This window comes from Nocardioides dongkuii (assembly GCF_014127485.1).
Classification (GTDB): Bacteria; Actinomycetota; Actinomycetes; order Propionibacteriales; family Nocardioidaceae; genus Nocardioides; species Nocardioides dongkuii.
The window spans coordinates 3,245,640-3,263,295 of sequence record NZ_CP059903.1 but is presented as its reverse complement, the minus strand read 5'-3'; the positions used below and the strand labels follow the sequence as shown (position 1 = coordinate 3,263,295).

General features: G+C 70.7%; 19 protein-coding genes. 15 read left to right on the top strand and 4 right to left on the bottom strand.

Annotation, left to right across the window (positions count from 1 at the left end; genetic code table 11):
* Positions 1-267 precede the first annotated feature (267 nt).
* The 6 genes from H4O22_RS15755 to H4O22_RS15730 all read left to right on the top strand — a co-directional run bounded on the left by H4O22_RS15755 (position 268) and on the right by H4O22_RS15730 (position 6,959).
* Positions 268-534, top strand: a complete 267-nt coding sequence (locus tag H4O22_RS15755) for a hypothetical protein (RefSeq protein WP_182524289.1) — start codon at positions 268-270, stop codon at positions 532-534.
* Positions 535-677: 143 nt separating this feature from the next.
* Positions 678-2,561, top strand: coding sequence for an ATP-dependent nuclease (locus tag H4O22_RS15750; RefSeq protein WP_182524288.1), 1,884 nt, complete (start codon positions 678-680; stop codon positions 2,559-2,561).
* The gene (locus H4O22_RS15745) at positions 2,561-4,369 is read left to right on the top strand and encodes an ATP-dependent helicase (protein WP_182524287.1); all 1,809 of its coding nucleotides are present in this window, start codon (positions 2,561-2,563) and stop codon (positions 4,367-4,369) included. Before H4O22_RS15750 ends, H4O22_RS15745 begins: the two co-directional genes overlap by 1 nt.
* Before the next feature lie 728 nt (positions 4,370-5,097).
* Positions 5,098-6,234 carry a threonine aldolase family protein gene (locus H4O22_RS15740; protein ID WP_182524286.1) on the top strand — a complete coding sequence of 379 codons (1,137 nt, stop codon included), beginning with the start codon at positions 5,098-5,100 and terminating at the stop codon, positions 6,232-6,234.
* A 147-nt stretch (positions 6,235-6,381) separates the two neighbouring features.
* Positions 6,382-6,603 carry a hypothetical protein gene (locus H4O22_RS15735; protein WP_182524285.1) on the top strand — a complete coding sequence of 74 codons (222 nt, stop codon included), beginning with the start codon at positions 6,382-6,384 and terminating at the stop codon, positions 6,601-6,603.
* Between the two features lie 20 nt (positions 6,604-6,623).
* The gene (locus tag H4O22_RS15730; RefSeq protein WP_182524284.1) at positions 6,624-6,959 is read left to right on the top strand and encodes a hypothetical protein; all 336 of its coding nucleotides are present in this window, start codon (positions 6,624-6,626) and stop codon (positions 6,957-6,959) included.
* 12 nt (positions 6,960-6,971) lie between these two features.
* On the opposite strand, the gene H4O22_RS15725 is transcribed toward H4O22_RS15730, so the two are convergent.
* Positions 6,972-7,721, bottom strand: coding sequence for an alpha/beta fold hydrolase (locus H4O22_RS15725; protein ID WP_182524283.1), 750 nt, complete (start codon positions 7,719-7,721; stop codon positions 6,972-6,974).
* Between the two features lie 26 nt (positions 7,722-7,747).
* The gene (locus tag H4O22_RS15720; RefSeq protein ID WP_182524282.1) at positions 7,748-8,101 is read right to left on the bottom strand and encodes a nuclear transport factor 2-like protein; all 354 of its coding nucleotides are present in this window, start codon (positions 8,099-8,101) and stop codon (positions 7,748-7,750) included.
* 78 nt (positions 8,102-8,179) lie between these two features.
* Between H4O22_RS15720 and H4O22_RS15715 the strand changes: the two genes are divergently transcribed.
* Positions 8,180-8,998 (top strand): MerR family transcriptional regulator, encoded by an 819-nt coding sequence (locus H4O22_RS15715; RefSeq protein WP_182524281.1) that lies wholly within the window; start codon positions 8,180-8,182, stop codon positions 8,996-8,998.
* Positions 8,999-9,008: 10 nt separating this feature from the next.
* Complete coding sequence (locus H4O22_RS15710) at positions 9,009-9,881, top strand: SDR family oxidoreductase (RefSeq protein WP_182524280.1); 873 nt, start codon at positions 9,009-9,011, stop codon at positions 9,879-9,881.
* On the opposite strand, the gene H4O22_RS15705 is transcribed toward H4O22_RS15710, so the two are convergent.
* A complete protein-coding gene (locus H4O22_RS15705) occupies positions 9,868-11,163 on the bottom strand; it encodes a hypothetical protein (protein WP_182524279.1) in 1,296 nt (431 codons plus the stop codon). The genes H4O22_RS15710 and H4O22_RS15705 overlap by 14 nt on opposite strands.
* Positions 11,164-11,212: 49 nt before the next feature.
* Here H4O22_RS15705 and H4O22_RS15700 point away from each other — a divergent pair, with 49 nt between their 5' ends.
* The 4 genes from H4O22_RS15700 to H4O22_RS15685 all read left to right on the top strand — a co-directional run bounded on the left by H4O22_RS15700 (position 11,213) and on the right by H4O22_RS15685 (position 14,937).
* Positions 11,213-12,622 (top strand): M15 family metallopeptidase, encoded by a 1,410-nt coding sequence (locus tag H4O22_RS15700; RefSeq protein ID WP_182524278.1) that lies wholly within the window; start codon positions 11,213-11,215, stop codon positions 12,620-12,622.
* Complete coding sequence (locus H4O22_RS15695) at positions 12,619-13,032, top strand: HIT family protein (protein ID WP_182524277.1); 414 nt, start codon at positions 12,619-12,621, stop codon at positions 13,030-13,032. Before H4O22_RS15700 ends, H4O22_RS15695 begins: the two co-directional genes overlap by 4 nt.
* A gap of 35 nt (positions 13,033-13,067) precedes the next feature.
* Positions 13,068-13,823, top strand: a complete 756-nt coding sequence (locus tag H4O22_RS15690) for a glucose 1-dehydrogenase (protein ID WP_182524276.1) — start codon at positions 13,068-13,070, stop codon at positions 13,821-13,823.
* A 103-nt stretch (positions 13,824-13,926) separates the two neighbouring features.
* Positions 13,927-14,937, top strand: coding sequence for a DUF3048 domain-containing protein (locus tag H4O22_RS15685; protein ID WP_182524275.1), 1,011 nt, complete (start codon positions 13,927-13,929; stop codon positions 14,935-14,937).
* A 337-nt stretch (positions 14,938-15,274) separates the two neighbouring features.
* On the opposite strand, the gene H4O22_RS15680 is transcribed toward H4O22_RS15685, so the two are convergent.
* Positions 15,275-15,988 carry a TetR/AcrR family transcriptional regulator gene (locus H4O22_RS15680; RefSeq protein ID WP_182524274.1) on the bottom strand — a complete coding sequence of 238 codons (714 nt, stop codon included), beginning with the start codon at positions 15,986-15,988 and terminating at the stop codon, positions 15,275-15,277.
* A gap of 132 nt (positions 15,989-16,120) precedes the next feature.
* On the opposite strand from H4O22_RS15680, the gene H4O22_RS15675 reads away from it, so the two are divergent.
* The 3 genes from H4O22_RS15675 to H4O22_RS15665 are packed head-to-tail and all read left to right on the top strand — an operon-like array spanning position 16,121 to position 17,557.
* Complete coding sequence (locus H4O22_RS15675; protein WP_182524273.1) at positions 16,121-16,648, top strand: hypothetical protein; 528 nt, start codon at positions 16,121-16,123, stop codon at positions 16,646-16,648.
* 40 nt (positions 16,649-16,688) lie between these two features.
* Complete coding sequence (locus H4O22_RS15670; protein ID WP_182524272.1) at positions 16,689-17,258, top strand: YqgE/AlgH family protein; 570 nt, start codon at positions 16,689-16,691, stop codon at positions 17,256-17,258.
* A 26-nt stretch (positions 17,259-17,284) separates the two neighbouring features.
* The gene (locus H4O22_RS15665) at positions 17,285-17,557 is read left to right on the top strand and encodes a DUF3039 domain-containing protein (RefSeq protein WP_244962996.1); all 273 of its coding nucleotides are present in this window, start codon (positions 17,285-17,287) and stop codon (positions 17,555-17,557) included.
* Positions 17,558-17,656: the final 99 nt, after the last annotated feature.

Genomic DNA, 17,656 nt, shown 5'->3' with positions numbered 1-17,656 from the left:
CTCTGCACGGCGGAGCCGATGCTGGTCAGGCCAAAAAGGCTGCGGGCCGCATGGACGACGGATCCGAGACTCATCAGGAGCACGTGCAGGCGTGGGTGGAGATGAGGGCGGAGATCCTGAGTCGATTCCCTGGCTCGACTAAGGAGACCCCGGCAAGGGTCTGCTGGGCGGCGAGTCCTTCCCTGCACCCCAGGCGGCCGTCTCGCAAATGCACGACCTTCTCGCCAACAACAACGCGTCCGCATCGACGGCGACGTTGCAAAGGCGATGTACGACTATCTCTCGATCGTCACGCATCCCACGCTGTACCCGAGCCGCCAGATGACCGAGTGGCTGCCGCACCCGGAACATCTTGGCGAGCTGTTCGCCCAGCTGACGCTCGACGTTTCGGACGTCGAGAAGGAGGTGAGCGCCGCAGTCCTCGCGTTCTACCAAGCACTGTCGTACGTGACATCCTTCTACGGCTGGGACCTAAGTGTGTTCGGGAGGTTCCGCGCCGAGGTAGAACGCTCGCTCCCTAATGCCTTCATGTGATGTGGGGGACTCCGGAAACTCCGGGGCGGCTCAGGCCGGAGTGGGCTGCAAGGTGATTCACGCGTTTGCCCAACCAAGCCTGTATCGCCGGTCCAGCGTGGCTATGGTTCGTGTGAACCACTCCCAGCCGAGACGAGGAACGCTTGCACATCAGTGCGCTCCGTATATCGAACTTCCGGAACTTTCAGAACCTCGTGATCGATCCGTTTCCGCGAAACGCAATCGTTGTTGGTGAAAACGGCGCCGGCAAGAGCAACCTGCTCGCGGCACTCCAGCTCGTTCTTGATCCGACGCTTCCCCGGAACACGCGCCGGCTGAGAGAGACGGATGTCTGCGCGGCCACACTCGCGTCAACACCGCTTGTCGACGTCGAAGTTCGAGTCGAGGTCGAGCTTCAAGGTTTTGAGGACTCGACAGGCGCGATGAGTCAGTTCGACGGCTGGATCGTATCCAAAAGCCCCTTGACCGCCCGTGTCACATACGTGTGGCGCATCGAGGACGGCCCCGATAAGGCTGACGACGATGCGACTGAAGCAACCGCGCACGACTTCGTTTGGCGAATCTTCGGCGGGTCGGACGAGGCGCGGGATGCAAGCCGGATCGTCGACGAGCTGCCCTTGACCGTTGTTCCGGCGCTCCGAGACGCTGCCCGAGATCTCGCAAGCTGGCGCACGAGCCCGCTCGCCGCCATCGTTGAAATGCGCCCACCGTCTCGGACAGTCATCGACACAGCGCTTGCCACAATCGGTGAGGCGACGGACAAGATCGCAGCCGACACGGCGCTGCTGGCCACTGGGACCAGTCTCAAGACTCGCCTCGACGATATGAGCGGCAAGCACCTCAGTATCGAACCCACTATGGGCGTCGCAGCGAGCCGAGGTGAACAACTAGTCCGAAGTCTCCGACTCTTCATCGACGGCTCGCGGAGCAGGGACGTTAGCGACACAAGCACCGGTGGTGCCAACGTCGTGTACCTAGCACTTCTGCTCGAACGGCTGGCACTCCGAACGGAGGATGACGCACAACTCGACTTCGTCCTTGGGGTCGAAGAGCCAGAGGCACATCTCCATCCCACCCTTCAACGGAAGCTCTTTGGTTTCCTGCTACGGGCCTACACGAAACTAGTGCTCACTACGCACAGTCCGAACATCGCCGCAGTTGCGGACCTAGCGTCCCTCGTCCTACTTCGATCGGACCAGTCCACGGGAGTCACAGCGGCGCGGACCATCCCGACCGCTGATCTCACTCCAGAGGAACTGGCGGACCTCGATCGGTATCTCGACACCAGTCGAGCTGATTTCTTGTTCGCGAAGGCAGTCGTCCTGGTCGAGGGAATCGCCGACGTCTACATCGTGCGCAGCCTGGCAGAACGTCTCGGGTTCGACCTCGACGCTTGGGGGGTTGTCGTCGCCAGCGTTCAGGGAACCGACTTTGGGCCGTACCGGAAACTCCTGGGGCCGGGGGGATTCGACATCCCGCACCTAGTGATGACTGACGGCGACCAAGACGTGAAGGTGGCGCTGAGTGGTCTGGTGCGAGCTGCCCGGCTGATCGGAGGCGTCGATGGCACGGCCCTTGAGGCGAAGGTTGTTGCGTTTCGAGGCGGTGACACGACGATTGACCCCGAGGCCCTCTACTCCGAGGCTGCGAGTGCCGGGATCTACGTGGGCCACCACACCCTTGAAGTAGATATGTGTCCGCTCTTGGGCACCGAGCTCGCGACTGCCATCTCCTTCCTCCTCAGTCCAGATGCCACGACGGATCCGGCTCAGCGAGTCAACGACCTCCTGAGCAGCAACACGCCGGAGAACCGCCATTCGCTACTCCTGGCAGTCGACAACGTGAGCAAGGGACGTCTCGGGCAGCGGGTCGCCAACGAGATCCTCGCCCTGCACGAGAGTCACCCGGTCGTGCTGTTGTCTGGCAAGGACCTTTCTAGCAATCCGTTGCGCTACATGATTGACGCGATCAGCGCGGCTGCCGCGATGGTTGGGGCGCCAGTGGTCATTCCGACGGAAGCCAGCTGATGACTCTCTCGCCCGAGTCTGTGCGGCTGGCCGAGGCGCTGGCTGCACTGAACGACCGCCAGCGAGAAGCGGCTATCCACGACGGCGACGTGGTAGTTCTCGCAGGTCCCGGTAGCGGGAAGACTCGCGTCCTCACCGTCCGTGCCGCGCATCTGCTTGCTACCTCGGTACCGCGCCGGTCGGCACTTGCGGCGATCACCTTTACCAACGCCGCAGCCGACGAGATGCGGGAACGCCTCGGACGCCTAGGGCTTCCGCAATCACGGCGAGTCTCAATTGGTACCGCCCACGCATTCTGTCTCAACGAAATCCTTCTTACCCACCGAGACCTCCTGCCGCGAACGCTCCCCGACGGTGTCAAAATCCTGTCCGAGAGGGCCGCGGCGAGGGTGGAATCGAACGTCCTGACCGAGCACGGAATCGCGGACAGCTTCGATGCAAAGCTCGCGCTGACCCGGGCACGCCGCGGAATTGCAACTGACGGGAGTCTTGCTAAAGGAGATGAGCCCCTTCGAGCAGTTGCGGAGGCCTATTCGCAGACCCTCCGCGAACGTGGGGTGCTTGATTTCGAAGAAGTCATCATTCGAGCCTTGGAGGCTCTGAAAGATCCGACCATCCTCAGTCTGGTAGCGAACAGGTTCACCCATCTCCTCGTTGACGAGTATCAGGACCTAGGAGTGGCGCTGCACTCGGTCGTCACCGCGCTGCATGCTGCTGGCACAGAGATCTCAGCCGTGGGCGACCCGAACCAGAGTGTCTTGGGTTTTGCCGGAGCTAGCCCTGCCTTCCTGCTCGAACTTTGCGAACGCCCAGACTTTGAAGCCGTCCAGTTGGATCTGAACTATCGCTCGGCAGCATCGCTGGTTGCGGCAGCCGCAGCCTTCGTTGCCTCGACGGCACCAGCACAGCGGCACGTGCGAGATGTTGAGGGCGTAATTCATCACGTCTCGGTTGAGGGGGATCAATTGGCGCACGCTTCGCGAGCTGTTTCCTTGGTGGAGGACCAACTGTCGGCCGGTGTGCCCCCTGGGGAGATCGCGCTGCTCTATCCCAGAAAGGGGGCGTTCCTGACGGCTCTTCTCCTAGAGCTTGACCGTCAAGGTGTCCAGTACTTCCACGACCGCGCCGACGTGATCCCGAAAGGACCGCTTGCGCGATGGGTCTCACGCTGTGCGTTGCGAAGCGCGCTGTCAGATACGCCAGGAGCGAATCTTCCCATTGATCTCACGATCCCCGCGCTGGCGTACGAGCTCGGGAGGCTGTCACAGAACAGGACCCGAGAGTTCCGGCGTAGCCGCGGTCGCCAGCTCGCCGAGTTCCTTTCGTCGCACGGCGAGCCCGAACTGGCCGCGAATGAGTTCACCGAGGCACTCGCCGATGCCGTCGGCATCCGAGAGTTGATTGACGCCTTACCAGACGAGACGGACCAGGAGGATTTTTGGAGGCTCCTCGAGCTGACAGATGTGCCGGTCTCGGGCCTGGCGTCGAGCATTAGCCCGACTGCCGTCACCGTGACCACGTATCAGTCGGCGAAGGGGCGGGAGTTTGATGTAGTCATCATGCCGGGTCTGGTTGAGGGCAGCGTCCCGCTGTGGCCACCTACCGGTCCTCCCGCCTGGGACCGCGAACCTCCCGACGAGGAATCCGTCGCCGAGGAGAGGCGGGGGTTCTACGTGGCGGTCACACGTGCCCGCAACGAGCTGTACCTGATCACTGGCAGTGGCTGGACGAACAAGGGCGGCTTCTGGGAACTCCAGCACGAAGGGCCAAGCAGGTACGTCCTGGAACTCTTGGAGCACGTCGAATAGACCGCCAGCCAAAGCCTGAAAGTGGCCAGCGCGACCGCGGGCAAGTGCAAGGTCTGAGGACGCCGGCGGCTGGTCTCATGCGAAGACGCGCCAACTGTGGCTCGAGTTTCATCTCCGCTGGACTGCCTTGACCTGACTTGCGGCCCTTCGGTCGCACGTCGATGGGTGCTGATTTCGGCGGCCATGGGTGCAGGCCTCGGACGCTCTTCGCAGATTTGATCATGCGACCTCAGATCAGGCGCGTCCTGAGCGTGGATTCTAGGAGCGAAGACCGAAATTCGGGGCCATCGTCAATGTACGAACACCCCACGACGGGGTCCACGCAGAGCACGCGAGGACCCTTCGCAGAATTGCAGCTCCCGATGGGTCGCCCCACCGCGAGCCAGCCCTTTTGAACGAGAGCCGCCCCGGCGGGTGACCTCCCCCGCCGGAGGGCTGCGAGTCATGAACGCGCTGATGGGCGCGCAGCGTCCGACGGTGGAGCCTCGTGAGGCGATCGCGACCCTTATCGGCTACGACAGACTCACCATTGACTGGCTGCAAGGACTTGCAAAGCGGCGTGACTAAACCAGCCGTTCTGTGGCCGTGCGTCGATTGCGGTGGAATGCGCGTGCCGGATCGGACTTGATGGGTGCTGACAGAGTCTGGGACTCACGTGCGCAGCCCCTCTCGCGTGCTCTGGCGGGTTCCCGGCGCAGGCGGGGTCTTCCGCACGGTTGACTGAGCGCGTGACTGACGACCTCGCTGCCCGGTTCCGCTCCGCGATGCTCGACTGCCCGGTGGTGGGCTGGCGCCGGCGCGAGACCCCCGCGGAGACGTTCGCCGCCCTCGCCCGGGCGAGCGCCGAGCTGGGCCTCGACCGCTGGGACGGGTACGGCGCGGGCGGCCCGGTCGAGCGGCTGGAAGCCGAGGTGGCCGCGCTGCTCGGCAAGCCCGCCGCGGTGTTCTTCGTGAGCGGCGGGATGGCCCAGCAGGCCGCGCTGCGCACCTGGTGCGACCGCCGCGGGTCGACCCGGGTCGCCCTCCCGGACCTGTCCCACCAGCTGCGCCACGAGCAGGACGGGCCGCGGCTGCTGCAGGGGTTCCGCTTCGAGTGGCTGACCCAGGGCCGGGAGGCGCCGACGGCCGAGCACGTGCGCGCCCTCCCGACCGGGCTCGGGGCGGTCCAGGTCGAGCTCCCGCTGCGCGAGGCCGGGTGCCTGCTGCCGTCGTGGGACGAGCTCGTCGGGGTGTCCCAGGCCTGCCGCGACCTCGGCGTACCCCTGCATTTCGACGGGGCCCGGCTTTGGGAGGCGCAGCCGTACTGGGACCGGCCGCTGGCCGAGATCGCCGGGCTGGCCGACAGCGTTTACGTCTCCTTCTACAAGGGGCTCGGCGGCCTCGCGGGCGCGGCCGTGGTCGCCGAGGCGGACGTGGCGGACGAGCTGCGGCTCTGGCGGACCCGGATGGGCGGCACGCTCTACCGGATGACGCCGTACGCCGTCGGTGCGCTGGTCGGGCTGCGCGACCGGCTCCCCGAGATGGCCGCGGTCGCCGGCTGGGCGCGAGACCTCGCCGCGGCGCTAGTCGGGCGGGGCCTGCGGGTGACCCCCGACCCGCCGCACACCGCCACCTTCCAGGTCGCGGCCGAGGTCGAGCCCGACCTGGTCACCGAGCGGTTGATCGAGCTGATGGCTCGCGAGGGCGTGCTGCCCTGCTTCCCGTTCTCGGCCTCCGCCGACGTGCCCGGGTTCGCGTTCACTGAGGTGGCAGTGCACGAGGAGGCGCTGCGCCACGACCCCGAGGTGGTCGCCGGTTGGTTCGCCGAGCTGGTCGCCCCGCGTCGTGCGCCGCGGGGCGACGCGGCGTCGGCGCAACCTACGTGAAGGGTGCCTGGCGGTCCTGGGCTTCGTGGCGGCCAGCGCCGTGCTGGTCCTTGGGTTCACGATCGCGCTGGAGCGTAGGGGTGCCGAGCGGACGAGCCGCTCACGTCGCGCCGAGCCGGTGGGTCCGTGCGTGGCTACAGTCGTCGGATGGGCGGTCCGGCAGACGGATTCGAATACGTACGTCGCGCCGACGGCAGCGTGATCATCACGCACCACGGCCGGGTGGCCGCGACGCTGCGGGGCGGCCGTGCTGCCGAGTTCCTCGCCGAGGTCGATGACGATCCCCAGCTGGTGATGGCCCGCTGGACCGGGAACTACCGGCACGGCAACGAGCGGGTGGCTCGCCAACACCCCCGCAACAAGGGCTGAACGAGCCTAGGCTCCCCGGCGTGAGAGACCCGGGCCACTGCTCCTGCTGCGACGAGGTCGCGGTGCGATCCGGCGACCGGCTCGACCTGCTCGCGACGCAGGCCAACGTTGAGGCAAGGCTGGCCGCCGGCCGCCTCCGCGTGCTGAGGGCAGACGTGCCGGTCGACCAGATGGTCGCCCTGCTCGAGCGCGACACGAAGTACACGATCGTCTCGTACCTGGCCTGCGTCACGTGCGGCGCGACGTACTTCTGGGGCCTCTGCATCCGGGGCGAGCCGATCTGGCGCCGCGTCGAGCCGGACGCCCACCTGACCCACCCGTGGTCCCCGGGCTACCCGACCGTGGTCGGTGCGTAGTCAGCCTTCCCCTCACCCGGCGGTGGTCGCGCGGGCGGCCTCCTCGATCATCCGGGCGACGGCGCCCGGCTGCGAGACGGTCACGGCGTGGGAGGCGTCGACCTCCACGCTGCGCGACCCGGCCCGCTCGCCCATGAACCGCTGGGCCTCCGCCGGGATGGCGAGGTCCTTCAGCGTCACCAGGTTCCACGACGGGATGGTCTTCCAGGCCGTCCTCGTGGCCTTCGCCTCCAGGGCGTCAGCGACGATCGGCCGCTGCGTGGCGGCCAGCAGGTCGGTGACCTCCTCCGGCACGTCCGCGGCGAAGACCCCTCGGAACTGCTCCTGGTCGATGTAGAGGTCGTCGACCGGCCCCTCGCCGCTGGGAGCGGTGACCGGCACGCGGCGCAGCGAGCCGGCGAGCTGGGCCCCCGGGAACTTCGCTGCGAGCTCGCCGGCGCTCTCGCCCTCCTCGAGGATGAAGCCGGCGACGTACACCAGCGCGCGCACCTGGGGGTTGCCGTCGGCGGCCTCGCTGATCACGACACCGCCGTAGGAGTGCCCGGCGAGGACGACCGGGCCGTCCACGCTGTTCAGGATCGAGCGCAGGTAGTCGACGTCGGCGTCGAGACCGCGCAGCGGGTTCGCCGCGGTGAGGACCGGGTAGCCGTCGCGACGGAGCTCGGCGAGCACGCCGTTCCAGCTCGAGGAATCGACGAAGGCTCCGTGGACGAGCACGACCGTGGGTTTCGTGGAGGCATCTGGGGTGGTGTTCTGGGACATGGTGTTTCCTCTCTCTGGTGGTGCCCTCAGGGGGCGATGGTCAGCTCGGCGATGAGGTCGCCGGCCAGGGTGAAGCGGTAGCTCAGGTAGGCGACGCCGCCGGGGAAGTCGCCCTCGAGGCGGACGGCGGCCACCCAGTGCTCGTCGTCGATGCGCTGCGCGCCGACGAGCTCGGTGGTGTAGGTGAACTCGGCCCCGGCGCCGCGCAGGAAGTCGAGGACCTCCTGGGTCCCGCGGAAGGTCTGGCCCTGGTCCACGACCACGGCGGCCGCGGAGAAGGTGCGCAGTGCGGCGTCCGCCTTCTGCGCCCCGTGTGCGGCGAGGTAGGCGCGGATCGTGGCGGGGAGCTGCGTGGTCTGGACGGTCGTCGGGGTGGTCATGACGCCACCGTGCGGCCTGCCCCGCGAGGAGGGTCAAGCACTGGACCCTCTCCCCGGGGGAGAGTGCAGACTGCACCCATGCTGGCGATCGGCGAGTTCTCGCGGCTCACGCACCTGAGCGTGCGGACCTTGCGCCGCTACCACGACGCCGGCCTCCTCGTGCCCGCGACCGTGGACGACGCGTCCGGCTACCGCTACTACAGCCCCGACCAGATCCCGACCGCCCAGGTCATCCACCGCCTGCGCGAGCTCGACGTGCCCCTGCCGGACGTCCAGCGGATCCTGGGGACGCCCGATCCCGGCGCCCGGGCGGACCTCGTCGCCAGCCACCTGCGGCGTCTCGAGTCGGAGCTGGACCGGACCCGCTCCGCCGTGGCGTCGCTGCGCCGGCTGCTGGCGCCGGAGCCAGCGCCGGTGCAGGTCGAGCTGCGCGCGGTCCCGACGACCACGGTGGCCGCCGTCGAGGGCGACGTCGTGCAGGACGACGTGTTCTCCTGGTACGCCGGAGCCATGGCCGAGCTGGACGCGGCGGTCCACGAGCCGACCGGCGCCCCGGGTGGGCTGTACGACAACGCCCTGTTCGAGGTCTGCCAGGGGCACGTGCTCGTCTACCGCCCGACGACCCGGCCCCCGCGCCGCGGCCGGGTGCACCCGGTGACCCTCCCGGCCGTCGAGCTGGCCGTCGCCACCCACGTCGGCGAGCACGACGACATCGACGTCACCTACGGCGAGGTCGGCAGCTGGGTCGTGGCCAACGCGCTGGCGGTGGCCGGACCGGTCCGGGAGACCTACCTGGTGGGTCCCCGCGACACCCCCGACCCCGCCGCCTGGCGCACCGAGATCGGCTGGCCGGTCTTCCGCGTGGATCACCCTGCGGGGGCGGCCCGCCGTCGGTAGGTTGCCCGCCATGGGTACCTACGCCGTCACCGGCGCCGCCTCCGGGATGGGACGCGAGGTGGTCGACCGGCTCCGCGCCGCGGGCCACACCACGATCACCGTCGACCTGCGCGACGCCGACGTCGTCGCCGACCTGGCCACGCCGGCCGGTCGGCGTACCGCCGTCGCCGGGGTGCTCGCCCGGGCGGCGGGCTCGCTCGACGGCGCCGTCCTCGCGGCCGGCGTCGGGCCGGTGCGGGGCCGCGAGGAGCTGATCGCGCAGGTCAACTACGTCGCGCCGACCGAGCTGCTGCTCGCCTGGCGCGACACGCTTGCGGCGACCGCGGCCGGGACCGGGGTGTCCAGCAAGGTCGTCGTCTTCGGGTCCAACTCCGCGAGCGTCACCCCGGGCATCCCCGGCGCCCTGGTCGCCGCGCACCTGCACGACCGGCCGGGGGTCCGCGCCCGGCTGCTCAAGGTCTTCGGGCCCAACGCGGCCGCCTTCGCGTACGGCGGGTCGAAGCTCGCGCTGAGCCGGTGGGTACGCCGTACCGCCGTCGCACCGGAGTGGGCCGGCAGCGGGATCCGGCTCAACGCGATCGCCCCCGGCGCGATCATGACCCCGCTGCTGCAGACCCAGCTCGACGGTCCCGACCGCGATCGGATCGAGTCCTTCCCGGTGCCGGTGGGCGGCCTCGGCGACGCCGGCCAGATCGCCGAGTGGGCGGTGTTCATGCTCTCCCCGGCGGCGGACTTCCTCTGCGGCAGCGTGGTGTACGTCGACGGCGGCACCGACGCCTACTTCCGCGGCAGCGCGTGGCCCGCGTCGTCCTCGATGCTGTCCGTCCCGCGCTGGCTGCTGCGCTCCCGGGCCTTCGCGAAGCGAGCGGTCAGCGGGTCGTGAACCCGTCCTCGGGCGTCCAGGTGGTCCCGCCGACGCGGACGGCGTCGTCGTCGATCACCGGTTCACGGCGTACGCCGGGGACGAAGGCGGTCTCCCACGTGCGCAGGTCGGTCGTGGCCGCGATCGCGTAGGCGTCGCCGTCGAACTCGTCGCGGCTGCGGCCGGAGTTGCAGGTCGCGACGATCACGTAGCCGGTGTCGCCGACCTCGTAGGCGTCCAGCCAGGTGCACTCGTGGCCCGGCCCGGCCATCGGGAGCAGCTGCGGCTCGCTCCACGTCTCCTCGCCGAGCAGGTGGGTCTGCACGCGGAGCCGCCGGCCGTCGGGCGAGCCGTAGGCCACGTCGTTCCAGTGCACGAAGCCGTTGACGAACGTGTCGCAGCAGCCCCGCTTGCGGTCGTCGAGCACCAGGCCGCTGGGGTCGTCGTGGGTGGTGGTCCACGCCTCCCCGTCGCGCACGAACCAGAAGTCCGCCGCGATGTCGCGGTCGCTGGCCAGGACGTGGACCCAGTCGTCGCTGTAGGTCATGAGGGAGGTCCGGCAGTCCGACCGGCCGCCCCGCACGCGCGCCGGGGCCGAGGCGACCGGGCTCAGGTCGGCGGTGCCGGGCTCGGAGACCAGCAGCTCCAGCCGGCAGGTACGGCGGGCCGGTGCCGCGCTCACCACGCGCAGCGAGCCGTCCGGCGCGAGCAGCGGCTCGGAGGGCGCGGCCCCGTCGTACCCGGGGTGGCCCGACCAGCGGTGCCGCTGGATGCCGCCGTCCTCGGTCCAGAGGTGGACGCCGCGCTCGTCCTGCCCCAGGTAGGCGGTGCTCCCGTCCGGCGTCACCTGCGGCTCGCCCCCGAACCCGGGGTCGCGGCGGGTCTCGCACACCAGGTCGCGGCAGACGATGCCGACGGTGATGTCGTCGTGGTCGTCCTCGCTGCCGGGCGGTGAGAAGGTCTCCAGGATCGCGACCGTGCCGCCGCCGTACCGCACGGTGTTGTCGATCGCCAGGTTCTCCTCGTCGGTCCACACCGTCTCCGGCGCCGTCCACCCCGTGCCGTCGGGGTCGCGCCACTGCACCACGACGCGGTGGCGGTCGGGCGAGCCGATCGAGAGCTGCGCCTCGCCGTCCTCGAGGTCGACGTAGCGGTTGGCCTCGCCGTCCTCGCCGCCGTACTTCTCCAGTGCGTGGCGGTACGTCGAGGCGTCGTCGCCCCAGACCGCCCAGCCGATCCCGGCGCCGGCCAAGGAGACGAGCACGGCGGCCCCGATCGCGAGGGCGACCCGGGTGCGCGTCATGGCGGCAGGCTACGGCGGATCGTCCCCGGCGGCGTGCACACTGTGGCGCATGATTCTCGGGCGCCACCTGTTCCTCGTCCTCCTCGGCCTCGTGGTCGCCGTCGGCGGGCTCGCCGCCCCGGCGAGCGCTGCGACGCCGACGGTGCTGACCCTCGCCGCGCCCGGCGCGTACGCCGACGCCACCACGACGCTCGCGCTCGACCTGCGGACCTCGACGGGCGAGCCGGTCGCCGGCGCCCCCGTGACCGTGGAGCGGCGGGTCGCGGGGGAGTGGCGGCCGGTCACGGCCCTGACCACCGACGCGGCCGGGCACGCCACGGCGAGCGTGCCGGTCAGCCGCACGCCCCAGGACAACGCGTTCCGCGCGTCGTACGCCGGGGACACGACGTACGCGCCCGCGACCGGCGCCATCGACGTCCCGGTCGTGCGCCGCGCCGCGACCGTGCGGCTGCAGGCGCCGAAGAAGGTCGTCGACGAGCAGGAGGTCACGCTCGCCGTGCGCTGGGCGACCGACCAGGGCACCCCGGTGAGCGGCACCGTGCGGCTGCAGAGCCGCGACGAGGGACAGCGCCGGTGGCGGCGCGTCGGCAGCCTGGTGACCGACGCCGAGGGTCGCGCCGAGCTGCCGGTGCGCCCGCGGGTCGACACCGAGTGGCGCGCCAAGGTGCCGGCGACCGCCTGGACCCGCGCCGCCACCAGCCCGGTCCGCCGCATCGACAACCGCCCGCCCCGCACGCCGGTGACGCTGCCCGCCGGGGCGCCCCGGCCGCGGGTCCGCCTGCCCCGGCAGGAGCGCGCGGTCGGCGAGGGCGCCCACGTCGCGATCACCGCCATCCCCGACGGCGTCTGGCGCCGGATGACCGGCCGCTCCTGGCGCGCCGGCTGCCCGGTCGGTCGGGCCGGCCTGCGGCTGGTGCGCGTCAACTACTGGGGGTACGACGGCTACCGCTACCGCGGCGAGCTGGTCGCGGCGACCGACGCCGCCGACAACATGGCCGGCGCCCTGGCCGAGATGTACCGCCGCGGCTTCCCGATCCGCGCGATGCACCGCGTCGACCGGTTCGGCTGGTCGAAGCGGCTGCAGGGCGCCGACGACTACGCCTCGATGGCGGCCGGCAACACCTCGGCGTTCAACTGCCGCTCGGTGGTCGGCCGCCCCGGCGTACGGTCCCCGCACAGCTACGGGCGCGCGCTCGACGTGAACACCTGGGAGAACCCGTACCACGCCTCCCACGGCGTGGTGCCCAACCGCTACTGGGTCAGCCGCTCGCACGCGCGGGTCGCCTGGCGCTCGCGCTCGCACGCGGTGGTGCGGCTGATGGCCCGCCACGGCCTCCGCTGGACCTACGGCACCCACGACAGCCACCACTTCGATGTCGTCGGCGGGTCCGGTCGCGCCGCCGCCCGGATCAGCCCGCGCGAGCTGCACCCGCAGTGCGACGGGTTCGTGTGCGAATGAGCGCCTGCGTCTTCTGCGCGATCGTCGCCGGCACCGCCGAGGCCGACCTGGTGCTGGAGGAGGACGACTTCGTCGCGTTCCTCGACCGCCGCCCGGTCTTCAAGGGCCACGTGCTGCTGGTCCCGCGCGAGCACGTGGTCACCCTCCCCGACCTCCCGGCCGGCCTGCGTGACGGCTTCCTCGGCGCCGCGCAGCGGCTCGCGACCGCGGTGGTCGACGGGCTGGGCGCGCAGGGCAGCTTCGTCGCGATGAACAACGTCGTGAGCCAGTCGGTCGCCCACCTGCACCTCCACGTCGTGCCGCGCACCAAGGGCGACGGGCTCCGCGGGTTCTTCTGGCCGCGCACGACGTACGCCGACGCCGACGAGCGGGCCCAGTACGCCGCGCGGTTGCGCGCGGTCCTAGAGTGACCGGCGTCCACGGCACGAACGAGGAGGAGCTCATCATGGGTCGGTTCGACGGGCGGGTCGCCGTCATCACCGGTGCGGGACGAGGCATCGGGTTCGGCACCGCGACGCGGTTCTCCGAGGAGGGCGCGGCGGTCGCCGTGATCGACCTCGACGAGGCCGCGGCCAGCGACGCCGCGAGCCGCCTCCCCGGCAAGGCCGTGGGCATCGGCGCCGACGTCAGCAACGCCGCGTCGGTCGACGCCGCGGTGGCGCGGGTCGTCGAGGAGCTCGGCGGGATCCACATCCTCGTCAACAACGCCGGCATCACCCGCGACAACCTGCTGTTCAAGATGTCCGAGGACGACTGGGACCTGGTCATGAACGTGCACCTCAAGGGCGCCTTCCTGATGACCAAGGCCGCGCAGAAGCACTTCGTCGAGCAGCGCTACGGCAAGATCCTCAACCTCTCGAGCGTCTCCGCGCTCGGCAACCGCGGCCAGGCCAACTACTCCGCCGCCAAGATGGGCGTCCAGGGGTTCACCCGGACCCTCGGCATCGAGCTCGGCCCGTTCGGCATCAACGCCAACGCGATCGCGCCCGGCTTCATCGCCACCGAGATGACCGACGCCACCGCCGCCCGCCTGAAGATGGACGTCGAGGAGTTCCGCGCGCTCAACGCCGAGGCCGCGCCGGTCCGCCGCGTGGGCTTCCCCGAGGACATTGCGGCCGCGGCCGCGTTCCTGTGCAGCGACGAGGCGTCGTACATCACCGGCCAGACGCTGTACGTCGACGGCGGCGCCAAGCTCGGCTGACCGTCGGCGCCTCCGGGCGCGCCTCCGACGGGTGCGCCCGGTCGCGCCGCACACTGAAGTGAACCGAGTCAGTACACCTTCCGACCTGAACCGGAGCTCTCCCGTGCGCCGTGCCCACCTGCTCGCCTCCTGCCTCGTGGCCCTCGGGCTCACCCTCAGTGCGTGCGGGGGCGACGACGACGGCGGGGACGACACTCCGGGCGCCCAGGACGTCGCCGGCGGCGAGACCCTCGCCGCCACGTGGCCGCTGACCGGGCTCCCGGTCAAGGGCGACGCGAGCTCGGCGAAGAAGCACCCGGTGATGGTGCTCAAGCTCGACAACACCGCGGCCAGCGCGCCCCAGGAGGGGCTCGGCAGCGCCGACCTGGTGGTCGAGGAGCTCGTCGAGGGCGGGATGACGCGGCTCGCGGCGTTCTTCTACTCCGAGCTGCCCGACAACGCCGGCCCGGTCCGGTCGATGCGCGCCAGCGACATCGGCATCGTGAAGCCGGCCGACGCGACGATGGTGACCAGCGGCGCGGCCCCGGTGACGATCCAGCGGATCAAGGACTCGGGCATCCACTTCTTCGCCGAGGGCGGGCCCGGGTTCTACCGCGACTCCGCCCGCAGCGCGCCGTACAACCTCTTCACGGACATGGGCGCGACCGCCAAGGCCGCGGCGCTCGACGAGGAGCAGCGTCCCGACGACTACCTGCCCTGGGGCGAGGCGAAGGACCTCCCGAAGGGCCAGCCCGCCCGGACGGTCTCGGCGAAGTTCTCCGGCGGCCACACGACCAACTGGGTCTTCGAGGACGGCGACTACGTCAACCAGAACACCTACGCCGCCGACGGCGACGAGTTCCTGGCCGACACCGTGCTCGCGCTGCGGGTGCAGGTCGGCGACGCCGGCTACACGGACCCGGCCGGCAACCCGGTGCCCGAGACCAAGTTCGAGGGCAGCGGCGCGGCCCTGCTCTTCCACGACGGCCGGCTCGTGCGCGGCACCTGGAAGAAGGCCGGCGTCGCCGCCCCGCTCAAGCTCTCGACCAAGGCCGGCGAGCTGACCGTGCCCGCCGGGCGCACCTGGATCGAGCTGGTGCCCGCCCAGGACGGCGACGTCACCTTCGGGAAGTAGCCCCACCGTCGTTGGTCGAGCAGGGAAGGCGCGCAGCGCCTGACCGTTGTCGAGACCGGGTGGGCCGACGTACGGCGGTGGTCGACGCTCTGCGTTCGTTGCGGGGGTCTCGACACCGCTCGTCGCTGGCGCTCCTCGCTGCTCGACCACCGGGGGTCGGGGGTCGAGCAGGGAAGGCGCGCAGCGCCTGACCGTTGTCGAGACCGGGTGGGCCGACGTACGGCGGTGGGTGGGGGCCCTGCCTTCGTTGCGGGGGTCTCGACATCGCTCGTCGCTGGCGCTCCTCGCTGCTCGACCACCGGGGTGGCGGCGCTCCTCGCTGCTCGACCACCGCGGATCAGGGGGTCGGGGCGCCGGGCTCCTCGATGTCCGGGGCGCCGGTGGGCAGCTCGACGCCCGCGTCGGCGAGGGCCTGGAAGCCCTGCAGGATGAAGGCGATCGCGGTCTCGACCCGCTGGGCGGAGGCGATCGGGTCGGCGGAGCTGGCGACCGACTCGCCCGCCGACGACATCGCGCCGAAGAAGATCCGCGCGAAGGTCTGGAGCATGTCCTCGTCGAGCTCCCACGTGCCGGCGGAGATCACGGCGCGGACGATGTCGACGACGTTGGCGAACGTCGAGCGCTCCTCCTGCTCGCGGTAGCGCTCGTAGCCGAGCACCGAGGGGCCCTCCTGGATCACCACCCGGCGGTAGCGCGGCTCCTGCACGACGGAGAGGAACGCGCGCAGGCCGGCGAGCGCCTTCTCCCACGGGTCCCGCCGGCCGCGCAGCGCCTTCTGGATGCTCTTGGCGGCGTCGGTCTCCACGCGGTCGAAGACCGCCTCGAAGAGCGCCTGCTTGCCGCTGAAGTGGTGGTAGAGCGCGCCCTTGGTGACCCGGGCGCCGGCGACGATCGCGTCGAGCGACGTCGCGGCGTACCCGTGCTCGGTGAAGAGCTCCTCCGCGACATCGACCAGGGCGCGCTTGGTCGAGGCGGAGTACTGCTGCCGGCGGCTGGTGCCGGGCACCGCGGGGACCTTCGGCACCAGCTTGGAGACGGAGGGCTTCGGCATCCCGACAGTCTAGGACCGACCGCCGGTACGGGTGGCGAGCATCACCCGACGCAGGTTTGCATACCGACGGTATGGCTTCGTACTCTGAGTACGTACTCGCGGTATGCGAGATCCGTCCCGAAGGAGCCGACCATGACCCGGAACACCTTCCACCACCGCGGCGAGGTCCTGCGCGCCGTGACCGCCGAGGCCGACCGGCGTCTCGACGGCCGCCTGCCCCTGGACGTCGAGGGCGTGGCCGAGACCTTCGGCGACGAGCTGACCCTGCTCGGCGCCCTCCAGCTGCGCTGGCACGCCCGGCTCTCGGGCCGGATCGAGCGCGAGCTGCTGCTGAACCAGCCGACCGACCTCGAGGCCGCGGTCGTGGACGCCTGGCGCGCCACCGCCGAGGAGCTGCCGGGCACCCGCGCGGTCATCGACCACCACCGTGAGCACCCGCTCGACGAGCAGATGGCGACCGCGGTCGCGAAGGCGACCGCCAAGGAGCACACGGTGCTCGCCGTCGCCGCCGGCCTGGCCAGCGCGCAGGACGCCGCGGCCGCCCGGACCGGTGCCCGCATCGAGGCCGAGGCGCGCGCGACGTACGCCGTCCCGCAGCGGGTGCGGCCCCCGCAGCGCGCCACGTTCCTGGACCGGGTGCGCTCGGCGCTCGTCGCGTGACCTCTGCCGGGCCCATCGGTCCGGTGCGAGGATGGGTCCCATGGTGGGCAAGGACGCGGGGCTGGGCGCGGGGATGCTGCTGGTGGCGACGCCCGCGCTGATGGACCCGAACTTCGCCGACTCCGTCATCCTGCTGCTCGACGCCGACGAGGAGGGCGCGCTCGGCGTCGTCCTCAACCGGCCCTCGCCGGTCCCGGTCGGCGAGGTGCTCAAGCCGTGGGACGACGTGGTCAGCGAGCCGGGCGTGCTCTTCCTCGGCGGCCCGGTCAGCACCGAGGGCGCGCTCGCCGTGGCCCTGCTGCGCGACGGCGAGGACCCGCCGGTCGGCTTCCGCGAGGTCGTCGGCCGCCTCGGCCTGCTCGACCTCGACACGCCCGTCGAGCTCGTCGACGGCACCGTCTCCCGGATGCGCATCTTCGCCGGGTACGCCGGGTGGGGCGCCGGCCAGCTCGACGCCGAGATCGAGGAGGGCAGCTGGTACGTCGTGCCCGCGCAGGCCCCCGACGTGTTCCGTGCGGACCCGGTCGAGCTGTGGCGCGACGTGCTCCGCCGCCAGCCCGGGCACCTCGCCTGGAACTCCACCAGGCCCGCCGACCCCGGCCTGAACTGACCGCCGCATCCCGTACCCTGGGACGCGTGAGCACCATCGGATTCGGGACCGGCACCGCCGTCGACGAGAAGGTTCGCGAGGACCGTCACACCGTCCCCACGGACGACGGTGACCACGAGAAGTTCTCGCACTACGTCGACAAGGACAAGCTCACCGAGGCGATGGTCATGGGCACCCCCGTGGTCGCCCTGTGCGGCAAGGTCTGGGTGCCCAGCCGGGCGCCGGAGAAGTTCCCGGTGTGCCCCGACTGCAAGGACGTCTGGGAGTCGCTCAAGGACGACGCGGGCTCCGACGCGTGACCGGGCGTCACGACGACGCCCCCCTGCCCACCGCGCTGACCCCGGCCTGGCCGGAGCGGGCCGCGTGGGGCACGGCGAGCTCGCTGCGCGCCTGGCAGG